This is a genomic window from Nonomuraea sp. NPDC050022 (assembly GCF_044460705.1).
In the GTDB taxonomy this organism is placed as follows: Bacteria; Actinomycetota; Actinomycetes; order Streptosporangiales; family Streptosporangiaceae; genus Nonomuraea.
In genome coordinates, this window is the sequence record NZ_JBITKE010000006.1 from 658354 (window position 1) to 680863 (window position 22510).

The window sequence follows — 22510 nt, forward strand, 5'->3', positions numbered from 1 at the left end:
CGGGTTACCGGCGTGCTCAGCTTTTCGTATTAGTCCCTGAGCTGGACGGTGAAGGCCGACGTGCCCGCCTTCACGGGCGTGCCAGTGATCGCGCCGGTGAATCGGTCGAGCGTCAGCCCCTCGGGCAGCGCGCCGCCGGTGACCTGCCAGTCGTAGAAGGGCACGCCCCCTGACCTGGAGCCGCTGGTCGTAGGCGGCGCCCGCCTTGTCGGCCTTGACCGAGGCGGTCTCGATCGAGGGCTTGAGGAACGGGGTCAGCTCCCTGTTCAGCTTCCAGCCGGCGTTCTCCACGATCAGCAGCGTAAGCTTGTGTCAGCGTCGAACACGTCCAGGGCCGGGGCCGCTCGGCGGGCCGCCAGGCCGGGGGTGGGCATGGAGAGCGCGCCCACGAGCCCGGCCAGGACGGTAACAACGGCGTTCTTTTCACCAACGTTCTTTTCACCAAACGTTCTTTTCGCTAAGCGTTCTTTCTCATCAAGCGAATGCCTTCACGTCCAGCAGTCCGACGGAGGCTTGGCCGCTCTGGAGCGCGACCCTGAGCTTGGTGGTGTTCACACCGGTGAACGTCACGTGGTTGTAGGCGTTGAGCGCGGTCGGGTAGGTGCCCGGGATGTCGACGTACGCGGTGCCGTTCCAGTACTGGAGCTTCCAGGAGGCAGGCAGGCGCACGCCGTCGTTGTCGTCGAAGAAGTACACGTCCGCCGACCGGATCGTCTGCGCGGCCGGCCAGGTCAGCTCGGCCCACTGCGCGCCGGTGTTGGGCCAGGTGCCCCAGCGCCGGTTGACGGTGTCGTTGGAGCTCGGCGGGTCGATGCCGTCATTGATCGCCGCGATGCTCTCCCAGGGCGAGGTGTACGACGCGGATGGCGTCGCGCTCGTGGCCAGGTTGACGGGCGTGGGACCGCCGCCGCCGACCTGGAGCTGGAACGACTTGGTCACCGGCGTGCTCCTGCTGTCGTAGTCACGCAGCTGCACGGTGAAGGTCGAGGTCCCGGCCGTGGTGGGCGTGCCGCTGATCGCGCCGGTGAAGCGGTCGAGGCTGAGCCCGGCGGGCAACGAGCCGCTGGTCACCTGCCAGTCGTAGAACGGGACCCCGCCCTTGGCGGCGAGCGTCTGCTGGTAGCTCTGGCCGGGCGTGGCCTGCGGCAGGGAGGTGGTGGTGATGGAGGGCTTGAGGAACGGGGTCAGGTTGCGGTTCAGCTTCCAGCCCGCGTTCTCGGCCACCAGCAGGGCGAGCTTGGTGAGCATCCACCTGCGGGTCGGGAAGTAGTGCGTCCAACCGCCGCTCTGCCCGCTCAGCCGGTCCCAGTTACGCTGGTCGCCGGGGATGTGGTAGCTGCTGTCGAGCGGCACGGCGTAGCCCATGTAGTCGACGACGTCCGGGTCGTTGCCGCCGCCGCTCACGTAGGAGCGCATCCCGGCCCAGTCGCTGTGGAAGGCCACGGCGTGGCCGTACTCGTGCATGACCAGGCCCTCCACGTCGAGCACCGAGCCGGCGATGTCCGTCTTGTACCAGTCCTCGTCGGCCAGGGAGGTGAACAGCTGCTTGTTCGCCTCGTCATACTCGAAGATCATCGCGGTGGAGCGGTGGAGGGGGCCCGCAACCTGTGCGCCGTTCCTGGTGAAGTACTTGCCGTTGGCGGCGGGGTAGCCGGTCGAGTAGGGCGACTGGATGCCCCGGAAGAAGACGTACATGCCGTTGTAGGCGGCGTTGTTGGTGACCGTGATCTCGTTCTGCCAGTCGTTGCCCGGCAGGTGGTTGTTCTCCGCCCCGGCCGCCACCGTGTCGAAGGGCGTCACGTCGAAGAACCTGAACCAGTCCTTGACAGCCTCCTCGGCGGCGGTCCTGAAGGCCGGGTTGGCGAAGTAACCGGTGACCGTGTCATAGCGGTAGTCGAAGTTGATCGGGATCGTCGGCTGCAGGGCGGTCTTCTCGTCCTGCTGGACCCTGATCGGCATCGACTGCTGGAACGTCGCGCCGCTGCCGTCCCTGATCGCCAGCCGCAGCGTGTGCATCTCGTCCTGGCCCGCGCCGCGCTTGGAGGCGATCTCCAGCTTGAACGTCTTCTGCTCCGACGCGTTCGCGAACGTCAGCGTCTTGGTGGCGCCCGTCGCGGTCAGCTGGCTGGGCAGGTCCATCATCAGCCGGGAGGTGCCCTCGGCCTTGAGGTCGATCGTGACGGGGAACTGGGCGTCCTGCGGGGGTTTAACGGTCAGCTGGATATACGGGTTGGCCAGGTACCCCTCCCAGTCGACCAGCTTGACGCCGTAGGTGTTGACGGTTCTGCCGAACATGTCGATGACCTGGGCCGCCGACAGGGCGTGGGCGGGCTGCACTCCGACGAACAAGGAGCTCAGCAGCAGGAGCGCGACGGTTAATCGCTTCATGATCTGACACCTTTCTGTTCGTAAAACTCAGTTCTTGATGCCGGTGAGCGTGACTCCCTCGATGAAGTAGCGCTGGAGGAAGAAGAACAGGGCCACGATGGGCACGATGACGGCCGCCGAGGCCGCCATCAGGTAGCCCCACTGCGTGATGAAGACGCTCTGGAACGAGGCCAGCCCGAGCGAGAGCGTGTACTTCTCCTCGTCCTGCAGGTAGAGCAGCGGGCCGAGGAAGTCGTTCCAGGTGCCGATGAAGGTGAAGATGGTGACCACGATGATGGCCGGCTTGGACAGCGGCATGACGATCGTCCAGTACACCCGCCACGGCGAGGCCCCGTCGATGTAGGCGGCCTCGTCGAGCTCGAAGGGGATCGTCAGGAAGAACTGCCGCAGCAGGAACACGTTGAACACCCCGCCGCCCGCCCCGGCGAACCAGGCGGGCACGGTGAGCGGGACGAAGGTGTTCAGCGCGCCCAGCTCCTGCCACATGACGAACGTCGGGATGATCGTCACCGCGTACGGCAGCATGACGCCGGTCAGCAGCAGCGCGAAGACGATGTTGCGCCCCTTCCACCGCAGCCGGGAGAAGCTGAAGGCGGCCACCGAGCAGGTGAACACCGTGCCGAGCACGCAGATCACCGCGATGATCACCGTGTTGAGAAGGTAGAGGCCGAACGGCTGGGCGGTGAGTGCCTCGCCGAAGTTCGACCACTGGAACGGGCGCGGGATCCACTCCGGCGGCGCGACGAACATCTGGCTGTCGGTCATCAGCGCGCTGCGCACCAGCCAGACGAACGGCAGCAGCGTCGGGATCGCGCCCGCGGCCAGCGCCACGTACAGCAGCGCCCTGCCGTACCTGCGCGGCCGCCGCAGGCCCTGGGTCGGCGCCACGCCCTTCGCGCGGGTCCTCTCCCGCGCCGCCAGCGTGGTCATCGGGCACCTGCCATCTCGTAGTAGACCCAGCGGCGGGCGTTGCGGAACATCAGGAACGTCACCACCATGATGATCATGAAAAGCACCCAGGCGAGCGCGCTGGCGTAGCCCATCTCGCTCTCGGTGAAGGCCTTGCGGAAGAGGTAGTAGACGTAGAAGAGCGTGGCGTGGTTGGGCCCGCCCTCGGTCATCACGTACGCCTGGTTGAACACCTGGAAGGTGCCGACCACGCCCACCACCAGGTTGTAGAAGATGGTGGGTGTCATCATCGGCAGCGTCACATGCCAGAAGCGGCGCAACGGGCCGCCCCCGTCGATCGACACCGCCTCGTACAGGTGGCGCGGCACGCCCTGCAGTCCGGCCAGGAAGATCACCATGGTGTTGCCGAAGCCCCAGGTGCTCATGATGATCAGCGACGGGATCGCCATCTCCTCGCTGTAGACCCACTGGGAGGTCGGCAGCCCGGCCTGGCGCAGCAGCGAGTTGAGCAGCCCGAAGTCCGGATTGAAGATCCAGATCCAGAGCACCACGTTGGCGATCGCCGGGACCAGCGTCGGCAGGTAGAAGATCGTCCGCCAGAGCGACAGGCCGCGCGCCTTCTGGTTGAGCAGCATGGCGACCGCGAAGCTGACGATCAGCGTGAGCGGCACCGCGCCGAGCGTGTAGTACGTCGTGGCGCTCAGCGACTTCCAGAACAGCTCGTCGTTGACCATCCTGCTGTAGTTGTCCAGGCCGACGAACGACGGGCTGCCGCCGATCTGCCAGTCGGTCAGGCTGAAGAAGAACGAGGCGACCATCGGGCCGATGGTGAAGATGGCGAACCCGAGGATGGCCGGCAACGCCATGAGGATGCCCCACCGCGTCTCGAACCTGCGCATCAGAGCGCCTGCGTGTGCTGCCAGCCCTGCAGCATCCCGGTGATCTTCGGCGCGACCGCCTTGAGGATCTCACCCGCCGGGCGCTTGCCGGACTCGATCTCCTGCAGGGCGGGGGCGAGCACGTCGCTGCTGATCACGGACATGTTCTTGACCCGGTTGCCGAACACAGGCACGCCGTGGTCGCGCGCGAAGTCGACGACCGCGGTCCTGAACTCCGGCGGGTGCTGGTCGTTCTTGATCCAGGAGTCGATGGACGCCTGGTCCTCGTAGTACTTCTTCTCCTGCGGCATCCACAGGCCCTGCTTGTACAGGTCGACGTAGCGCGGGTCGTTGTGGAAGGCGAACAGCTCGACGGCCTCCTCTACATGCTTGGTCCCGGCGAACACCGCCGACGCGCCCGCCACCTGGGTGGCGGTGAACGGCTCCGCGTATTTGGGCAGCACACCGAGGCCGAAGTCGGTCTTGCTCTCGTTCATGTCGAGCAGTGACCAGTGGCCGTCGACCACCATGGCCACGCGCTTGGTCTTGAGCAGGATGTTCGTGCCGGGCACGTCGTCGCCGGTGGCGGCGAGCTGGCCTGGGCCGGGCATGACCCGGTGCTTGTAGATGAGGTCCTGGAGGTTCTGGAACACCTTGATCGCCTCGGGCGAGTCGAGCAGGCAACGCTTGCCGGCCTCGTCGGCGAAGTCGCCGCCGTTGCCGCGCAGGAAGCCGTACCAGGCCGCGCCGTAGGTGATGCTGCTGGAGATGCCGAACTGCTTGATCTGTTTGGGGTCGAAGCCCGACTCGTCGGGATGCTTGCCGTTCTGGTCGATGGTGAGTTTGTAGGCGTTTTGCACCATCTGGTCCCACGTCCAGGCGGAGGCGGCGTCGGCCGGTGGGGGAGCGATACCGGCATCGGCGATGGCCTGCTTGCTGTACCAGAGCAGCTCGACCTCGTTGGCCGTGGCCACGCCGTGCAACTTGTCCTGGCCGTACCAGAGGTAGGCATCGGGCAGATAGCCGGCCAGCTGCGGATACTTCTTCAAGTAGGGGAACAGGTCGACCAACTTGCCCTGCTCGGCCAAGCGGAAGGACATGGCCATCGGCACGTAGCCGACGTCCGGCACCCGGCCGCTGGCCACCAGGGTGTTGAGCTTGACGTCGTACTCGTCGGGGGTGAACAGCGCCTTGACCTTCACGCCCGGCTTCTTCTGCTCGAACTGCCTGAGCATCTTCTCCACGGCCTTCTGCTCGAAGGTGGAGCCCCAGTACATGAACTGCAGTTGTTTGGCGCCGGCCGATCCGCCGCCGCCGCTCCCACACGCGGACGCCGCCGCGCCGAGCGCCGCGAGACCGCCGATCTTGAAGAGGTCACGTCTATTCATGGGGTGATTCCTTTACGCGAGGGGGATCCAGACCCGCATCCCGCGGCCGTCGCGGTTGTCCCACTGGTAGTAGGGGATCGCCGTGGCGGTCACGCGGGAGCCGGTCGAGAGCTCCCCGGGGGGTGTGGTGGTGTACGGCAGGCCGCCCACCGGCTGGCAAACGACTTGGGCGTCGGCCTCGATCAGGACGGTGCGCCCGACGCCGTCGAGGTCGTCCTTGTCCAGGACGCGCAGTTCGGCGCCCGCGGGCAGCGCCAGGTCCGGAAGGTCCACGCCTTCGGCCTGGTCGGCCTGCTCGAAGCAGTAGACGAGCGGTCCGCGCTCGACGGCGACGCATCCCCTGACGGCGTCGACGCGGCGGTGCGGGTGGACGAGCCGGGGCGCCATGTCCAGCTCCAGCTCGACGGTGTCGCCCGCCCGCCACTCGCGGGTCAGCACGACGTAGCCGCGCTCGTCGGGCACGGCCGCCGCCGACTCGCCGTCGACCGTCACCGTGGTGGAGGCGCTCCACGCGGGCACCCGCAGCGCCAGCGACCACGGGGTGCCGGGCGCGCGCTCCACGGTGAACGTGACGCGGCCGTCCCAGGGGTAGTCGGTGGCGACGGCCAGCGTGAGCTCGCCGTCGGTGATGGTCCCCGGCATGTACTGGTGGACGAGCAGGGTGTTCTCGGCGGACGTCGCGACGTGGCCGCCGAGGGAGGAGACGAGCCGCATGATGTTCGGCGGGCAGCAGGCGCAGGCGAACCACTCGCGCCGCCGACCGGCGTAGGCTCCTTCGACGTGGTCGTCCCTGCGCTGGAGCGGGTTGACATAGAAGAAACGGATGCCGTCCGCCGACGTCGAGGCGGCGAAGGCGTTGTAGAGCGTGCGCTCGATCAGGTCGGCATAGCGGCCGTGGCCGGTGGCCAGGAGCAGCCGCCAGTTCCAGTGGATGCTGGCGATGGCCGCGCAGCTCTCGTTGTAGGCGCGGTCCGGCGGCAGCTCCCAGCGGTCGCCGAACGCCTCGTCGGAGTGGCGGCTGCCCATGCCCCCGGTCAGGTGGGTCTTGGTGGCGACCAGGTCCTCCCAGCGCCGGATCGAGCACTCCAGCAGCGACTCGTCGCCGGTCTCCAGGTAGACGTCGACGATGCCCGCCTCCAGGTACAGCTGGCGCACCGCGTGGCCGACCGCCGTGTCGGCCTCCCTGACCGGCAGGTGGTCCTGGGCGTACAGGATGCCGAGCCCGCTGTCGCGGATGAGCCCCTTGCCCCTGTTGTCGATCAGCTTCGCGGCCAGGTCCAGGTAGGAGCGCTCGCCGGTGACCCGGTAGAGCTCCACCAGTGCCGTTTCGACCTCGGCGTGCCCGTCGATGCCGTCGTTGCCGCCGCGCAGGAAGACCTCCGCCAGGTGGTCGGCGAACTTCCGGGCGACCTCCAGCAGTTCCTTGCCGGTGCCCGCGCGGGTGGCGGCGACGGCCGCTTGGAACAGGTGGCCCGCGCAGTACATCTCGTGGCTGTACTCGAGCTCGGCGTAGATCTTGTCCGGCTTGACGACCTGGTAGTGGGAGTTGAGGTAGCCGTCGGGCCGCTGGGCGCGCTTGAGCACCTCGGCCGCCTGCTCCACGAACTGCGGATACTCCGCAGACGGGCGCCTGGCGTGTTCCCAGGCGACGGCCTCGAGCTGCTTGTACAGGTCGGAGTCCTGGAAGCGGTAGCCGCGGAACTCGCCCTCGCCCGCTTCTCCGGCTCCGGCCAGCCGCAGGTTGGGCAGGCTGCCCGCCTCTTCCATCTGCTCCAGCCCGAGCGGGATGCTCGCCGCGCGGTTGACGCTCTGCCACCGCCCGAACGGACCACCGGTGATCACGACGTCGTGGATGCCCAGCGGCCGCTGCACGGCCTTGGATGCTGCGGTCGGTACGGCAGGGCCGCAGGCCTGGTCCATCGAACTCCTCGCACATGGGGAATAGGCTTTCCTTGGCGAACAGTAAGGTGTTACACATCACTGGTCAACCCTCTGGGTAGTTGGACCGTGACCAGGATGTCGAGGGAGGGAAACCGGTTGTCTGAATTTTCCCAGCGCGCAGTGACCATCCGTGAGGTCGCCGCGGCCGCCGGAGTGTCGATCGGCACGGCGTCCAAGGCGCTCAACGGCCAGGGCCGGCTGCGCGAGGAGACCAGGGCGCGGGTGATCGCCGCCGCCGAGCGTCTGGAGTTCCGGCCGAACACGCTCGCCCGGGGCCTGCTGCACGGCCGTACCTTCACCGTCGGCCTGGTGACGTGCGACAGCTTCGGGCGCTTCAGCATCCCGGTCATGCTCGGCGCCGAGGACGCGCTGGGCGCCGGTCAGATCTCGGTGTTCATGTGCGACACGCGCGACGACCCGATCAGGGAGCAGCACTACGTCGAGCGCCTCCTGGCCAGGCGGGTGGAGGGCATCATCGTCACCGGCCGGCGTACCGAGCCCCGGCCGAGCATCGGCACCGGCCTGCCCGTCCCGGTCGTCTACGCCATGACCCAGTCGACCGAGCCTGCCGACTTCTCGGTGATCCCCGACGACCTGGGCGGGAGCCTCCTGGCCGTACGGCATCTGCTGGCCACCGGGCGGCGGCGGATCGGCCACATCACCGGGCCGCAGCGCTTCCTGGCCGCGCGGACGCGCGCGGCGGGGTTCGCCGACGCCCTGGCGGAGGCGGGGGCGACGGCGGCGGGCGAGACGCTGTTCGGGGAGTGGTCGGAGGAGTGGGGGCGGCAGGGCGCCGACATCCTGCTCCGCACCCAGCCGGACGTGGACGCGGTGTTCTGCGGCAGCGACCAGATCGCCAGGGGGGTCGCCGAGACGCTCAGGGATCGTGGCCGGCGCATTCCCGACGACGTGGCGCTCGTGGGCTTCGACAACTGGGCGCCGATGGCGCTCGGCTCACGGCCGCCGCTCACCACGGTCGACATGAACCTCGGTGAGATCGGGCGGGCGGCCGCCACGCACCTGCTGGACGTGATCGGCGGCGTGCCGCACCAGGGCGGGGTACGGCGGATGCCGTGCAGCCTGGTGCTGCGGGAGTCGACCCGCGCCTGAGGGGCCTTTGGTCAAGCGGTCGGGGCACTCGGACATTCGGAGCGAATCTGGAGTGTCTGGGCAACGTCGGCTGGCGGCCGCGCCACCGGTCCCCTCGCCTGGACCGGCGGGCCGTACGGCCATAAAGGCAGCCGGCCGACTCTGATCGCCATCCTCCCGCCGCGCACCCGCCGTCGCGGCGGCCAAAGGCCGATGGGCGGGCGCATTTCGAATTCAGGAGGTGCCGGTCATTATCGCCGTGGTGATTGCCGGAGCGGCAATCTCAGTGAGCCGCCTCGTACTGCTCCACGATGGTCGCGGCGATACGTCCGCGCTCGCTCACGGGTAGTCCCGCCTGCTTCGCCCACTGGCGAATTTCGGTGGACTTGTCGCGGCTGACCGAGCGTGCCGAGCCGACTCCGCGACGGACCTTACCACCGCGCTCCTTGCGGACCTGACGCGCCTTGACCAGGAACGGGGCAAGGGCTTTGCGCAACTTCTCCTCGTTCTTATCCGACAGGTCGATCTCGTAGGCAAAGCCGTCGAGGCCGAACCGGATTGTGTTCTCGGACGACAAGGCGGATCCGTCGAGGTCGTCAAGGAAGATCTCTTGAATTTGCTTGGCCATGCTGGTGCTCCGAATTCAGAGGCGAGAAGACAATGAGTACTGTAGCGTATGGTGCCGTTGTCCGGCGCACCCCTGGGGCGGTGGATAGCCAGGACAAAGAAAGCTCGCCTAATTGCATAGCGAGCTATTTCATTCCCGCTATCCGGGGCGGTCGCGGCGTCAGTGCGTCGCGGGTCCACGAGCCCAGCACCAACAGCGTTTTGGTGCCCGTGACGTTCCCGGCACGGCGCAGGTGATCGATGACCTGCTGGAGATGACCGAGGTCGCGGACCCGTACGTGGATCAGCGCGTCGGGGTCGCCGGCGATGGTGAAAACGGCCTGAACCTCCGCCACGTCGGTCGCCGTGCGGACGATCTCGCTCACCGGTGTCGTGCCCGCGTAACGCAGTTCGGTGAACGCCTCGATGCCCCATCCGAGCTTGGCGTAGTCGATCTGCACGCTGAAACCGGTGATGACGCCGAGCTCTTTGAGCCGGTCCACCCGGCGCTTGACCGCGGCCACGGAAAGGCCGATCGTGCCCGCCATGTCGGAGAAGGTGCGGCGCCCGTCCTCGCGCAGCAGGCGCAACACCCGATGATCAATGTCATCTATTTCAGGCACGTGGCCACTCCTCGGTTTTTGATGGAAAGAACCATAGCGAAAGAGGCCGAGGTCGCAAAGGTTTTGCGTCTTTGTCGTGTCTTCTTGGTCGATACTTGCGCGATGCCCGCCCGCGTTGCTGTGCTGGGGTCTCCACGAACCCCAGGGAGGCCCGCATGAGCGTCACCCTCGACGACAAGTACACGGCCGCGGACGGTCGCGTGCTCATGTCGGGCCTGCAGGCCCTCGTCCGGCTGACGCTCGAACAGCGCCGCCTGGACCAGGACCGCGGGCTCGACACGCGCGTGTTCGTCTCCGGCTACCCGGGCTCGCCGCTGGCCGGCGTCGACCTGGAGATGGGCCGGGCCGCCCGGCTGCTCGACCCCGCGGGCGTCGTCGTCCGTCCGGCGCTCAACGAGGAACTGGCCGCCACCGCCGTGGCGGGAACCCAGCTCCTGGAGCGCCTGCCCGGCCGGCGCCACGACGGCGTGACCGGCTTCTGGTACGGCAAGAGCCCCGGCCTCGACCGCGCCGCCGACGCAATCCGGCACGGCAACCTGGCCGGCACCGCCGCGCTCGGCGGCGCGGTGGCCTGGATCGGCGACGACCCCGGTAGCAAGTCCTCGACCGTGCCCAGCACCTGCGAGCCGATGTGCCAGAGCCTGTGCGTGCCGCTGCTCGCGCCGGGCTCGGTGGCGGAGATCATCGAGTTCGGGCTGCACGCGGTCGCCCTCTCGCGCGCCAGCGGCCTGTGGACCGGCCTGAAGATCGTCGCCGACCTGGCGGACGCGTCGGCCACCGTCGACCTCGGCTCGCTGCGTGACGGCATCCCCGCCCCGGACCACCCGAGCCGCCCCACCCCGGCCGCCCTGGTCGGCCCGGCCGCGCTGGACGCCGAGCACGACATGCTGACCCGGCGGCTCGACCTGGCCCGCGACTACGCCCGCGCGCACGGCCTGAACCGGGTGGTGGCCGGCTCGTCGCACGCCCGCCTGGGCATCGTCGCCTCCGGCGCGTCCTTCGCGGTGGTACGCCGGGCACTGGCCGACCTCGGGCTGGACGAGACCGCGATCGAGGACCTGGGGCTGCGGCTGATCCGGCTCGGCATGCCGTACCCGCTGGCGCCCGCCGACCTGGCCGCCATGACCGCGGACCTCGACCGGGTGCTCGTGGTGGAGGACAAGGTGCCGTTCCTGGAGGGGCAGCTGAAGCAGGCGCTGTACGACGTCGCCCGCACCCCCGCCGACCGCGACCCCGCCCCCAGCACCCCCGTCGCCGCCCGCAGCACCCCCGCTGTCGTCGGGCGCGAGCTGCTCACCCCCCGCGGCACGCTCGGCGCGGAGGACGTGGCCAAGGCGCTGGCCACCTTCGCCGACACGCTGCCACGGACCACCGTCCACCTGGCTCCCGCCCGGAAGCCGCAGCCGCGCCGCCTGCTGCCGCTGGTCGCCGCGCGCACGCCGTACTTCTGCTCGGGCTGCCCGCACAACACCTCCACCCGTACGTCGGACAGCACGCTGGTCGGCGTCGGCATCGGCTGCCACGCCATGATCGCCCTGGACGGCGCCGGCCGCGGCAACCAGGTCGGCCTCACCCAGATGGGCGGCGAGGGCGCCCAGTGGATCGGCCTGGCCCCCTTCACCGACGACCGGCACTTCGTGCAGAACCTCGGCGACGGCACCTTCCACCACTCCGGCTCGCTGGCCGTCCGGGCCGCCGTCGCGGCCGGGGTGCGGATCACGTACAAGCTGCTCTACAACGACGCGGTCGCCATGACCGGCGGCCAGCGCGCGGAGGGCCGCCTCGACGTGCCCGCGCTGACGCGGTCGCTGGCCGCCGAGGGGGTCCGCCGGATCGTGATCACCACCCCCGAACCGGAGACCTACCGGGGTGTCCGGCTCGCGCCGATCGCCACCGTACGGCACCGCGACGGGCTGGCGGCGGCCGAGAAGGAGCTGGCCGAGCTCGACGGGGTGAGCGTGCTCATCCACGACGACCGGTGCGCGGCCGACGAACGCCGCCTGCGCAAGCGCGGCAAACTGCCCGTACCGGTGGAGAAGGTCGTGGTCAACGAGCGGGTCTGCGAGGGCTGCGGCGACTGCGGCGAGGTGTCGACCTGCCTGTCGGTGCAGCCCGTGGAGACCGTGTACGGCCGCAAGACCCGGATCCACCAGCCGTCCTGCAACTCCGACCTGAGCTGCCTCAAGGGTGACTGCCCGTCATTCCTGCTGGTCAAGCCGGGCAAGGCACGGCCAGCCCCGGAGCTTCCGGTGGATCGTGGACCACGGCCGGTCCCGGAGCTTTCGGCGGATCGTGGACCACGGCCGATCCAAGCACTCGGTGCACGGCCGGTTCTGGAGCTTCCGGTGGAACTCACCGAGCCGGTCGTTCGCTTCCCCGATCGTGAGGTGTTGCTGCGGATGCCCGGCATCGGCGGCACGGGCGTCGTGACGGTCTCGCAGATCCTGCAGATGGCGGCCCACCTCGACGGCCTGCACGCGGCCGGCCTCGAACAGACCGGGCTGGCGCAGAAGGGCGGCCCGGTGGTCAGCGACGTCCGCATCTCCCCGCACCCGATCGCCGGCTCCCCGAAGGCGTCGCGCGGCACCGCCGACGTACTGATCGGCTTCGACCTGCTCGGCGCGGCGGCCGACACGAACCTGGCGGTCGCCGCGCCGGACCGTACCGTCGCCGTGGTCAGCAGCGCCGTCGTGCCGACCGCCGCCATGGTGACCGGCCGCGTCACCGTACCGGACTCGCCCGCCGACGCGATCACCCGCGTCGAGTCGGCCACCCGGAGCGCCGACAACCTCTACCTCGACGCCCACGGGCTCGCCGAGGCGCTGTTCGGCGACCACATGCCCGCCAACATGCTGCTCGTCGGTGCCGCGTACCAGCACGGCTGCCTGCCGGTGTCCGCCGAGGCCGTCGAACGGGCCATCCGGCTCAACGGGGCCGCGGCCGAGCAGAACCTCGCGGCGTTCCGCTGGGGCCGGGCCGCCGTCGCCGACCGCCAGGCGGTGCTGGCGGCCGTGGAGACTCCCGCTCCGCAGGCCGAGACGTTCGATCAGGCCCTGGCCACGCGGATCGCCGACCTGACCGGCTACCGCGACGCGGCCTACGCCACGCGGTACGCCGAGGACGTGCGCCGCGTGGCCGCGCTCGCCGCCGACCGCGCGGGGGAGGAGGCCGCCGCGCCGATCGCCCTCGCCTACGCCAAGGGGCTGCACAAGCTCATGGCCTACAAGGACGAGTACGAGGTCGCCCGGCTGCACCTGGACCCGGCCGAGCGAACCAGACGGGAGCGCGAGTACGGCGCTGACGCCGTCGTGTCGGTGCTGCTGCACCCGCCGCTGCTCCGGGCGCTGGGCATGAAACGCAAGATCAGGCTGCGCCGCTCGGCGAACGTCGTCTTCCGCGTGCTGCGCGCCGCCAGGTTCCTGCGGGGTACGCCGTTCGACGTGTTCGGGTACGCAGGAGTACGCCGCGTCGAGCGGGCGATCATCACCGAGTACCGTGACCTGATGCGTGACGCTCTCGCCCGGCTGAGCCCGGCGACCGCCGACGCCGTGGCCGCGATCGCGGCGCTGCCGGAGGCGGTTCGCGGGTATGAGGACATCAAGCTCGCGCGGGTCGCGGAGTTCCGCGATCGCGCCAGGACCGCCCTCGCGCAGCTGAGCGAGCCCACCGGACCCCGCTCTCTGGAGAGAACGTGACCGTCGACCGCTTGCTGCCCAGCCCTCTGGAGAGAACGTGACCGTCGACCGCCTGCTGCCCACCCAGGACGCCGAGGACCTCATCGCCCTCACCCGGGACATCGCCGACAAAGAGCTGGCGAGCCGGGTCGATGAGCATGAGCGCGCCGAGACCTATCCGGAGGGCCTGTTCGCCACGCTCGGCGCCGCCGGACTGCTCGGCCTGCCGTACCCGGAGGAGCTCGGCGGCGGCGGCCAGCCGTACGAGGTCTACCTGCAGGTGCTGGAGGAACTGGCGGCCCGCTGGGCCGCCGTCGCGGTGGCCACCAGCGTGCACACCCTGGCCTGCTTCCCCGTGGCCACCTACGGCACGCCCGAGCAGCGCGAACGCTGGCTGCCCGACATGCTGGCGGGCCGGTTGGTCGGCGGCTACAGCCTGTCCGAACCCCAGGCCGGATCCGACGCCGCCGCCCTCACCTGCAAGGCGGAGAAGGTCGAGAACGGCTACCGCATCACCGGCAACAAAGCGTGGATCACCCACGGCGGCAAGGCCGACTTCTACGCCCTGTTCGCCCGCACGGGACAGGGCAGCCGCGGCATCTCCTGCTTCCTGGCCCCCGGCGCGGCCGACGGCCTGACCTTCGGCCGCCCGGAGGAGAAGATGGGCCTGCATGCCATCCCCACCACCAGCGCGCACTGGGACGGCGCCGTCATCGAGGCCGACCGCCTGCTCGGCGAGGAGGGCCAGGGCCTGCCGATCGCCTTCAGCGCCCTGGACTCCGGCCGCCTCGGCATCGCGGCCTGCGCGACCGGCCTCGCCCAGGCCGCACTGGACGCCTCGGTCGCCTATGCCAAGGAACGCCAGACGTTCGGCCGCAAGATCATCGATCACCAGGGCCTGGGGTTCCTGCTCGCGGACATGGCGGCGGCCGTGGACTGCGCCCGCGCCACGTACCTGGACGCCGCCCGCCGCCGCGACGCCGGCCGTCCGTACGGACGACAGGCCAGCGTCGCGAAGCTGGTGGCCACGGACGCCGCGATGAAGGTCACCACGGATGCGGTGCAGGTGTTCGGGGGGTATGGGTACACGCGTGAGTTTCGGGTGGAGCGGTATATGCGCGAGGCGAAGATTATGCAGATTTTCGAGGGCACAAACCAGATCCAACGCCTGGTCATCAGCCGCGACCTGGCCCGCTGACCCTGACTTGTCGCGCGCCCACCCGTTACCCGATTCGGTGGTTGCCCGTCTGATGCCCGCCCCGCCAAAAAGGGCCTCCGCTTCGCTCCGGGCGCTCTTTTGGGGCGCCTTCGGCGCACAACGGGCTTCGCTGGTGGGCGCTTCGCGCCTTCAGGGCTCAGACATCAATTCCAGTCGGGCCAAAGCCCCGACCCCTGAAGGGCCTCGCTGCGCTCGGACGCCCTACCCGGGGCAGGCTTCGCCTGCACAGCCCTTGTCGACCTTGGCCGACCCGAGACAGACAGCAGGTGCGAACTCGCGATTGTGTGTAGTCCACGGTCGTGCTCTCCAAGGAGCGTTGTAGAGCCAGACGCTGCCCAGATCCCAGGCCTTGGACGTTCGTGGATTTGCCACCCGCCGCAGCGGTGTTTTCTAGGCACCCACTCGGTTTGCCAGTTCCCGCAGCTCAGTCGGCGCGGGATCCTGCATCGACAACAGATCCGTGAGGGCTTGTCACGGCCAGGATCCCTCGCGTGGCCGCACAGCTGAAAGGGAATCCGCGCAACGGAACTCGGCCGGAAGTAACAGAGAAGAGACACGGAAGCCCCGGCTGCGAGGCTCTCTGTGCAATCAAGAAAGGATGAGTGGCTTCAGGATGTGGAACAAGGTGAGGAATGTGGCGGTCGCGGTGTCGGCGGCGGCCGCCGCCGGCGCGTTCGTACCGGCTCCGGCCAGCGCCGACGTCTGGGAATACGTCGCGGCCTATCCGCTCACCACTGCGGGCTACAACAAGTGCATGGTCGAGGGCAAGCAGTGGCAGGGGAGTTGGCGGTGCCGCAAAATGACGGGTGAGCACTGGTCGCACAAGAAGTCGGACTACCACCTCGAGATCCTCAAGTAGCGTCTCGCGCTACGGCTTCCTGGCCACGCCGGAGCGGGAGTTCCTCCCCGGGGGCGAGGGGCCAGGCATGCGCTCGTCCGGGTGCCATTCGGGGAAGTGCACCACGCCGGGCTTCCTAAACCAGGTGGCCGTATCGCCGGCGCCGTGGGCGAGACCGAGACTGTGCGGGCGTGCGCGAAAACGTGGACCGCGTGCAAAGCTGGCCCGTACGCCCTGCTTGGCGAGCCAATCCAGGCAGGCTTCGCCTGCACAGCCCTTGTCGACCTTGGCCGACCCGAGATGGACGGCAGGTGCGAACTCGCGATTGTGTGTAGTCCACGGTCGTGCTCTCCAAGGAGCGTCGTAGAGCCAGACGCTGCCAACTCCCAGACCTTGGACGTTCGTGGATTTGCCCGCCCGCCGCAGCGGTGTTTTCTAAGCACCCACTCGGTCTGCCAGTTCTCGCAGTTCAGTCGACGCCGGATCCTGCATCGACAACAGATCCGACGCGAGTTGCCGCACGATCCGGTGGTTACGGATCTGTTCCGGAGTGATGGCCTCAGCTTCAAGGAGCTGGGCCACCGCCTCATCAACCTGACGACGCTGCGCATGCGCGCGAGCCAGATCAACGGCCAGCCGCGCCCGCCGCTCTGCCGATAGCGTCGAGGCGTCTACTGCGGCTCCGACGCGTAGCGCGTGACCGGCGTCGCCCACTTCCACCGCTACGGCCACCTCATGCAGCGCCACATTGGCCGGGCCGAACTCAGTGTTGTAGTCGTTGCGCCCCTCGCCAACGCGCGCCGCCATCTCACGGGCTCGCGACAGGTGCTCGTAGGCCACGTCGGCCTGATTGAGCCGCGAGGCCGCCACCGCCCGCTGCAAGGTCAGCCCGCCCCACAGCGACATTGCTTCCACGCTGCCCTGATCGGTCAGGGGCCACAGCGCCTCAGCAGCCGTACGTGCTGTCTCCTCCACCTGATCGAAGTGACGCGCCCCCAGGAACACGAACCCCAGCCGGAACGCCCCCGCCGCCATCAGCAACGGGTTGCCTGCCCGCTCGGCCGCGCCGATGGCCCGATCCGCCGCGATCCACGCCGCATCCGGCTCGCCCAGCTTGGCCAGCGATGCCGAGCATGCCTGATAGGTCACCGCCAGCAGTTCGAACAACTCGGCCTGGCGTTCGGCGGGCGCGGATCGCACCGCGCTCTCCAAGGTGGGCACTAGGCCGCGCAGCAACTCGGTCAGTTCGACATAGCGGCTCTGATGCGTCAGCTCCCACGCGTGATCTACCTGTGGCTTGAACTGGTCAGTGGCCGGCGCGGGCGTGGTGTGCAACGTGGCCTGCAAGGAGTGGGCGCCGGACAACACCAGTCGCAGCCCGGCCGTTCCCGGCATCTCCTCATTGGTGGCGGCGACCAGGGGCGCTTCGGCGGCCAGTTCCGACAGCGGCACATCCAGCGTCTCGGCGACTTTCTCCAGCACGGACATGCGATCGACCTTGCGCACGCCCCGCTCCACTTGCGAGATCCACGCCACCGACCGATCCACCAGTCGCGCCAACTCGGCCTGCGACAGGCCGCGCCGCTTACGCTCTTGAGCGATACGTCGTCCGAGCGCCCGCTGATACTCCATGCTCACGGCGTCGTGCCCTTCCCGCTCTGCAGTTCCACCCAGTCGACTTCAACCGAGGCCAGCAACTCGTCGCGAGCCGCCAGGAAGTGCCTGGTGTGCTCGGTCTGCTCGTGGGCGTCGAAGGCGTCGCGGTCCCGGTACAGCTCGTAGAAGATCCGCTGGAGCGGCTGACCGTCCACCCGGTGCGAGGCGTACACGATCGTTCCGGGCTCGTGCTGGCGGATCGCCTCGATTGTCTCACCGACGAGCGTGTCGAACGCCGTCGCGCTCGCGTCGTCCTTGCAGGTGAAACGGACCATTAGTCCGAACATATGCACCCTCCTGGGTCACCGCCGACGGCTGGGATACCGGCCTCTTTGCTCGACCAGTACTTATTGTGCGGTGCAAGTACACCAAGTCGCTTGTACTTGAAGTATAGCACCAGTACTTTTAGTACCGATAGCTGTTGGCAGTGCTCTGACCTGCATGAACGCGAGGAAGTCGCAATGTCCCCAGCGCTGAACAGCCCCAGAGAGATCCACCGGTGGTGTCGCAACTTCCCCGGCACAAAAGACCAGATCCGCCAGGCACGCCAGTTCGTCGCCAGCTACCTGGGTGGCCGCCCCGAAGCCGACACCGCCCAACTGATCGTCTCCGAACTGGCCACCAACGCCGTCCGACACACCCGCAGCGGACACCCCGGCGGACGATTCGGCGTCACGATCCACGCAGGAAGCACCCTCTTGATCCTTGCCGTCCTCGACGAAGGCGCTCCCACCACTCCACACCTGCGTCAGGCCGAAGACGACGACCAGGGCGGGCGCGGTCTGCACCTGGTGGAGACCCTGGCCATCCGCTGGGGCGTCCACGGCGACGAGGCCGGCCGCACCGTCTGGGTACTCATACCTCTCACATCCGTGAACCCGGCCGCATGACCGACTGCCTGGCCCCACACCTTCCACCGCCGCAGCCGGGCTGCGTCCGACTGGTCTGGCTCAGCCCTGGCAACGAGCCGCGATACAGAGCACTCGCCTGGACCTGCCACTGCGCTGACGTCACCTTCGAACTGTGCGCCGCCGGCGGCCAAACCTTCCTCCGCCGCACCGACTCGAGCACTGGGAAGATCTGCGAAACCCATCGCATGAGCATGCGAGAGGGAGAGGTCACATGGCAGGCCCTACTCTCAGGTCGCGCACGGTAGGAGCAGACGCGGCTCGACCCTGAGCAATGCGCTCAAACGCAATCCAAGATCATCAAGGCTCATCTCGCTCAGTCTCCAGGCGGACAGCAGAAGTAGGCGAAGAACAACCACGACCAGCATGAGCACTAGCGAGGCGGACGATGCCGCCAACAGAGCCGCAGAAGAGCAGCAGATGACTCGGGGCTCCGCCCCGACCCTCCTCGGAGATAAGGAGGGCGCATGGCTGAGCTGGAAGGGCGATCACGTCCTCACTGGCCACCACAAGGAACGCCAGACCAGCCATCCGAGGTCAAGTCGTCGTGTGTGTCGCACGTCGGGCAATCAGCGGTCGCGGAAGGTCAGCGGGAGACAGGTACACGCAAACGACGGCTTAACTCCGGTCGTCCGGCCCGGCATGGCGGAGCCTGCCCGACGAGATGACCACCAAGGCCGGATCCGCCGCAGCCGTCTACCTTACCAGCTTCGAACGCACCTGGACTATAGCCCAGCCCTACCCCGGCCAGCACTGAGACACCTACGAACAGCCACTACCGGACAGCGCTGAAAGCAACTTATCTACACGTCATTAAAGGCGGCTCGCCTGCGGCGATCCGCCGCGCGTTCGGGTGATCGCTGGCCGCGCTGCGGCTCTCCGGCTGGTCGTGGCCAGCACCGCCCACGCGCCAACGTCCACGGACAACAGCCGATCATGCGGTGACCCGCACGCCTCCGACGGATGATGAAATGGATTCAATGATGCTCAGAACGCATTCCGAACTTACCGCATGACTGACGGCGACGGAGCACACCAGCTGATCGTCCCAGGTTTAGACGCTTCGGCCCCAGTTGGCCTGGCCGTTCGCGACCAGAAAGCATAAGAATGTCGGACGCGACCAGATAGAGAGGGTGTGGGCCGCCGCCGACCGAGCCAAGTACGGCATGGACTGGAAAACTCACCTTGGCCGCCTGAATAGAATTAGCCACCAAGGTCCCGGCAGTCTCCAAACGCACCTGTTCACGCTTGGCTCGCGCCGCCGGGGTCAGACCACCACCATCCGGATAAAGCATCTCACCGGCATACTCCCGAACCCCGCCGTAAGCACGCAACCGCACAGTGATACCTCAGGCCTTCAACCTCTTGTGAGTCCTCGAGGCTGAGCCCTGCTCGATAAGGACGTATTGCTTAACCCCACTCCCATAACTTTCCGGAATCGGCTTGTGAAGCGTCGGCCGGCCTGTCCTGCTGCTAGACAGCTGTATTCTGCACAATCGACGTCACACCGTTAGCGATTATCTATCGCGATAGCCATGAAAAATTACTCGACGCCTCCCATTCCCGGCAGCATCACGTATTCGAGAGACATGACTCGTGATTGTATTAGCTGGGAGATCACGAATATTGAAATAGGCGAAGGATAACACTTCCTCTGATGTCGTCGGAGTTCGTGCGCCTATACTGCACCTGAACAGAACAATGATGCTCGGACGGCTAGTCACTTGAGTTTCGTTGAGATTGTTTGAGGAGTAAATGCCCACTAGACGCCAATGGGCGCAGGAAACCCCTATTTCCTCAAGCAATTCTCGACGCAATGCATCTTCGACTGTTTCATTATACTCAACAATTCCTCCTGGGAGGCACCACAAATGATTATCTGCGCGCAGCGTAAGGAGAATGCGGTGATGACTGCAAAAAATAGCAGCATTAACAGCGACAATCGGATATTGCATTACCTATCCGCTCCAGCCAATGCTTCAGACGGGTCGCTAATGGGTCCACCCTTCATCATCCACCCCGTCCAACTTCTCTTTCAAGCCATTGCATCGTCACATCTCTCGCTACCCTAAATGAATCGGGAGGGTAAGCAAAACTATGCCCTGCTCCTGGAATTATGACTAGCTTCGAGGGCTGTCCTGCTGCTTGGTGCGCTTTTCGCGACAATTCCACTGAGGCGGTTTCATCAGCGTCCCCATGCACCAGCAAGCACGGAACGTTGGCATCGCGGAGCGCGGAATATGTATCTCGCCCCTTCAATGAGAGGAGGAAAGGCAAACCAATGCGATATTCATGATCGTACGTGAACCCCTTTGTAACAATCGCGGGCCCTAGCCTGGATGTATAGCGTTCGTATAGCTCTGCAGATAGGCACCAGAGGACAAGAGAAGAGATATCGGAGCGCTGAGCCGCAACGTGAGTTGCAACTGCACTCCCCAAACTATTTCCAAGAAGCAAGAGTCGTTGATCAGGAAAAATCCTCGAGAAATGATTGATTACGGCGTGCAGATCCGCCATATATGTTTCGAAAGTTACTTCTTCCGTGCTTAGATCGCTGTAACCCCAACCTCGATAGTCGAAAAGAATGCAACTATATCCATGTCTCGCCAGTTCATTTGACATCCGCACAAATCTGCGCCCCCCCTCGATGCCACTGCTAATGAATCCATGCGAGAAAATAATTGTTGCCACCCTAGCAGCATCTTTCGGTGGCTGGATGACTTGCACATGAACGTAGGTTTTATCAGCAACCAGCAGCCTAAAATGTCCTTTTACAAGCCTCATAGGTAATCTCTCTCAGGATGCAAAATCAGTCAGGTAAGCTCATGCAGCCATAAACGCTGCTGCCAAGTATCCAGCTATAAACGCTCCTTGTAACTTCCGGACATTATTTGTGAAGTGTATATGATCTGCATATAAGGGTTCGTCTCTGATGTCCTTGCAGAACTGATATAAGTCTATGATGCGCGCGCCGTGCCCACGGGCTATGGTGTCGGCGATTGCGTTATATGCCTGCACATCCGAATCGTGGCGCTTATAATCATTTTTGATAGCATTATGTCTCGCATCATCGACTGGCGTTGTCCTTATCCAAACTATCTGATCGCCGATATCCGCAGCCAATATAAAAAGTCTTTCTAGATTTGTCTTGTATTGCAAAATTGGGACCTGACGAGAACCATTTCGATCGCGAATGTCCCATAGGCCACAGTTAAGTAAAAGTATTCCCCATCTCATCTGCTGAGATTGACATCGACCCAGATAGGTGAGAACCATACTAGAATCCTGGCCATTTGAACCCTCTACATTCTTAATGGCTCCAATGGTTTCCGTCTTACGGCTGTAGTCGCACCAGCTTGCTACGTGAGCCTCAAGATACGGACCATAATGCATTGATATACTATCTGCCACTACATGAAGAGTAGACATTTCTTCTCCGGGAGATCTCGTGGTACTCGCACCTAAAGCCGGCGCAGTTTTCCTTTTTTCATGAATGGGCGGCGATAAGCTTCGCCAGACTAGACACCTCCTCAGAATTCCTGATACCGATCTGGATCGCTGGATTCTGAGCCCATATAGTTGCGGTGGGAATGTCCCGCGTCACCACTGCGCCGGCGCCAATCACCGCGTAATCCCCAACCACAACGCCGCCTATCACAGATGACTCGCGCCCAATCAACACTCCGTCGCCCACACGGGGGGACGGCTCGATGTATCCAGGAAGGCCGGCCTTGAATCGATGCATAAGGTGACCAAGGACCGAGGCTCCGTGTCCAATGTAGCTACGATTACATACCGTGCCAGCAAGGCGACAGCCACGCCCCACATGAGCAGCGGCCATAATTTGAGTGCCTGTTAGGATTCGCGTCTTTTCGCCAATTGAACACTCTTCTCTTAATTGCACATTGTGAGCGATATCCACTGCTCTCTCTAAGTTGGAACCACTATATATAACTGTTCCAGAACGAATAAAAGAATATGGCCCAATCCGTGTGGGTGACGTAACGCATTGATCGATCAAAGAGTCAAATGAGTCAAAAATATTTCCCATCTCAAGATTTTCCCTAAGTAATTCTTGCTCGCGCGGAGATGGATATCCTATTATAACCCCACTATCAATAAATGCACATCTTTCGATCACGACTGCACCGTATATCCGGGCCGTAGGAGAGATGGCAGCGTGTTGATCTATCTTGGCTCTATCCGAAATGAAACCGCTTTGCTCCGAGTGTCTATTAGTAACCACTCTGCCGCCTTAGATGTTATGTCCGAAATAGGCTTTACGTGAAATCCGAAAAACCCTTCCAGGGTAGCTGCCTAGGCAGCACGGCGCATACATATGATGGTACGCGGAAGGCTCCCCAATGCAAGCAATTGTGGAATTCGTCGGCTG

Annotated in this window: 18 protein-coding genes and 1 pseudogene; 5 read left to right on the forward strand and 14 right to left on the reverse strand. The window is 65.7% G+C overall.

The features are described from left to right. Positions 1–29: 29 nt before the first annotated feature. The 6 genes and pseudogenes from ACIBO2_RS28825 to ACIBO2_RS28850 all read right to left on the reverse strand — a co-directional run. A pseudogene (locus ACIBO2_RS28825) lies at positions 30–182 on the reverse strand (Ig domain-containing protein); the annotation flags it as partial. A 292-nt stretch (positions 183–474) separates the two neighbouring features. After that, a complete protein-coding gene (locus ACIBO2_RS28830; RefSeq protein ID WP_397300757.1) occupies positions 475–2388 on the reverse strand; it encodes an Ig domain-containing protein in 1914 nt (637 codons plus the stop codon). Between the two features lie 27 nt (positions 2389–2415). Further along, a complete protein-coding gene (locus ACIBO2_RS28835; protein WP_358555370.1) occupies positions 2416–3318 on the reverse strand; it encodes a carbohydrate ABC transporter permease in 903 nt (300 codons plus the stop codon). Beyond that, positions 3315–4196 (reverse strand): sugar ABC transporter permease, encoded by an 882-nt coding sequence (locus ACIBO2_RS28840; RefSeq protein WP_358555373.1) that lies wholly within the window; start codon positions 4194–4196, stop codon positions 3315–3317. Before ACIBO2_RS28840 ends, ACIBO2_RS28835 begins: the two co-directional genes overlap by 4 nt. Next, positions 4196–5563 (reverse strand): extracellular solute-binding protein, encoded by a 1368-nt coding sequence (locus tag ACIBO2_RS28845; protein ID WP_358555376.1) that lies wholly within the window; start codon positions 5561–5563, stop codon positions 4196–4198. Before ACIBO2_RS28845 ends, ACIBO2_RS28840 begins: the two co-directional genes overlap by 1 nt. 12 nt (positions 5564–5575) lie before the next feature. Further along, a complete protein-coding gene (locus ACIBO2_RS28850; RefSeq protein WP_397300762.1) occupies positions 5576–7483 on the reverse strand; it encodes a glycoside hydrolase family 127 protein in 1908 nt (635 codons plus the stop codon). Between the two features lie 141 nt (positions 7484–7624). Between ACIBO2_RS28850 and ACIBO2_RS28855 the strand changes: the two genes are divergently transcribed. Next, positions 7625–8614, forward strand: a complete 990-nt coding sequence (locus ACIBO2_RS28855) for a LacI family DNA-binding transcriptional regulator (protein WP_358555383.1) — start codon at positions 7625–7627, stop codon at positions 8612–8614. A 262-nt stretch (positions 8615–8876) separates the two neighbouring features. On the opposite strand, the gene ACIBO2_RS28860 is transcribed toward ACIBO2_RS28855, so the two are convergent. Next, positions 8877–9221, reverse strand: coding sequence for an Lsr2 family protein (locus ACIBO2_RS28860; RefSeq protein WP_214643165.1), 345 nt, complete (start codon positions 9219–9221; stop codon positions 8877–8879). 124 nt (positions 9222–9345) lie between these two features. Further along, a complete protein-coding gene (locus ACIBO2_RS28865; RefSeq protein ID WP_357952786.1) occupies positions 9346–9822 on the reverse strand; it encodes an Lrp/AsnC family transcriptional regulator in 477 nt (158 codons plus the stop codon). A 95-nt stretch (positions 9823–9917) separates the two neighbouring features. Between ACIBO2_RS28865 and ACIBO2_RS28870 the strand changes: the two genes are divergently transcribed. From ACIBO2_RS28870 to ACIBO2_RS28880, 3 genes are all read left to right on the forward strand, one after another. After that, positions 9918–13517 (forward strand): indolepyruvate ferredoxin oxidoreductase family protein, encoded by a 3600-nt coding sequence (locus tag ACIBO2_RS28870; protein ID WP_397300765.1) that lies wholly within the window; start codon positions 9918–9920, stop codon positions 13515–13517. Between the two features lie 37 nt (positions 13518–13554). After that, complete coding sequence (locus tag ACIBO2_RS28875; protein WP_358555389.1) at positions 13555–14694, forward strand: acyl-CoA dehydrogenase family protein; 1140 nt, start codon at positions 13555–13557, stop codon at positions 14692–14694. 634 nt (positions 14695–15328) lie between these two features. Further along, positions 15329–15574 (forward strand): hypothetical protein, encoded by a 246-nt coding sequence (locus ACIBO2_RS28880; protein WP_397300769.1) that lies wholly within the window; start codon positions 15329–15331, stop codon positions 15572–15574. Between the two features lie 414 nt (positions 15575–15988). Here ACIBO2_RS28880 and ACIBO2_RS28885 read toward each other — a convergent pair whose 3' ends face one another. Beyond that, on the reverse strand, positions 15989–17185 hold the full coding sequence (locus ACIBO2_RS28885; protein ID WP_358555498.1) for a helix-turn-helix transcriptional regulator: 1197 nt from the start codon (positions 17183–17185) through the stop codon (positions 15989–15991). A gap of 2 nt (positions 17186–17187) precedes the next feature. Continuing rightward, the gene (locus tag ACIBO2_RS28890) at positions 17188–17496 is read right to left on the reverse strand and encodes a putative quinol monooxygenase (RefSeq protein WP_397300771.1); all 309 of its coding nucleotides are present in this window, start codon (positions 17494–17496) and stop codon (positions 17188–17190) included. Between the two features lie 174 nt (positions 17497–17670). Between ACIBO2_RS28890 and ACIBO2_RS28895 the strand changes: the two genes are divergently transcribed. Next, positions 17671–18099 (forward strand): ATP-binding protein, encoded by a 429-nt coding sequence (locus tag ACIBO2_RS28895; protein ID WP_358555397.1) that lies wholly within the window; start codon positions 17671–17673, stop codon positions 18097–18099. A 1535-nt stretch (positions 18100–19634) separates the two neighbouring features. On the opposite strand, the gene ACIBO2_RS28900 is transcribed toward ACIBO2_RS28895, so the two are convergent. The 4 genes from ACIBO2_RS28900 to ACIBO2_RS28915 all read right to left on the reverse strand — a co-directional run bounded on the left by ACIBO2_RS28900 (position 19635) and on the right by ACIBO2_RS28915 (position 22168). Then, the gene (locus ACIBO2_RS28900) at positions 19635–20072 is read right to left on the reverse strand and encodes an NUDIX domain-containing protein (RefSeq protein WP_358555400.1); all 438 of its coding nucleotides are present in this window, start codon (positions 20070–20072) and stop codon (positions 19635–19637) included. Positions 20073–20127: 55 nt separating this feature from the next. Further along, the gene (locus ACIBO2_RS28905) at positions 20128–20901 is read right to left on the reverse strand and encodes an alpha/beta fold hydrolase (protein ID WP_358555403.1); all 774 of its coding nucleotides are present in this window, start codon (positions 20899–20901) and stop codon (positions 20128–20130) included. Positions 20902–20940: 39 nt separating this feature from the next. After that, positions 20941–21528 carry an SGNH/GDSL hydrolase family protein gene (locus ACIBO2_RS28910; RefSeq protein WP_358555406.1) on the reverse strand — a complete coding sequence of 196 codons (588 nt, stop codon included), beginning with the start codon at positions 21526–21528 and terminating at the stop codon, positions 20941–20943. A 76-nt stretch (positions 21529–21604) separates the two neighbouring features. Next, the gene (locus ACIBO2_RS28915; RefSeq protein ID WP_358555501.1) at positions 21605–22168 is read right to left on the reverse strand and encodes a hypothetical protein; all 564 of its coding nucleotides are present in this window, start codon (positions 22166–22168) and stop codon (positions 21605–21607) included. Positions 22169–22510 lie beyond the last annotated feature (342 nt).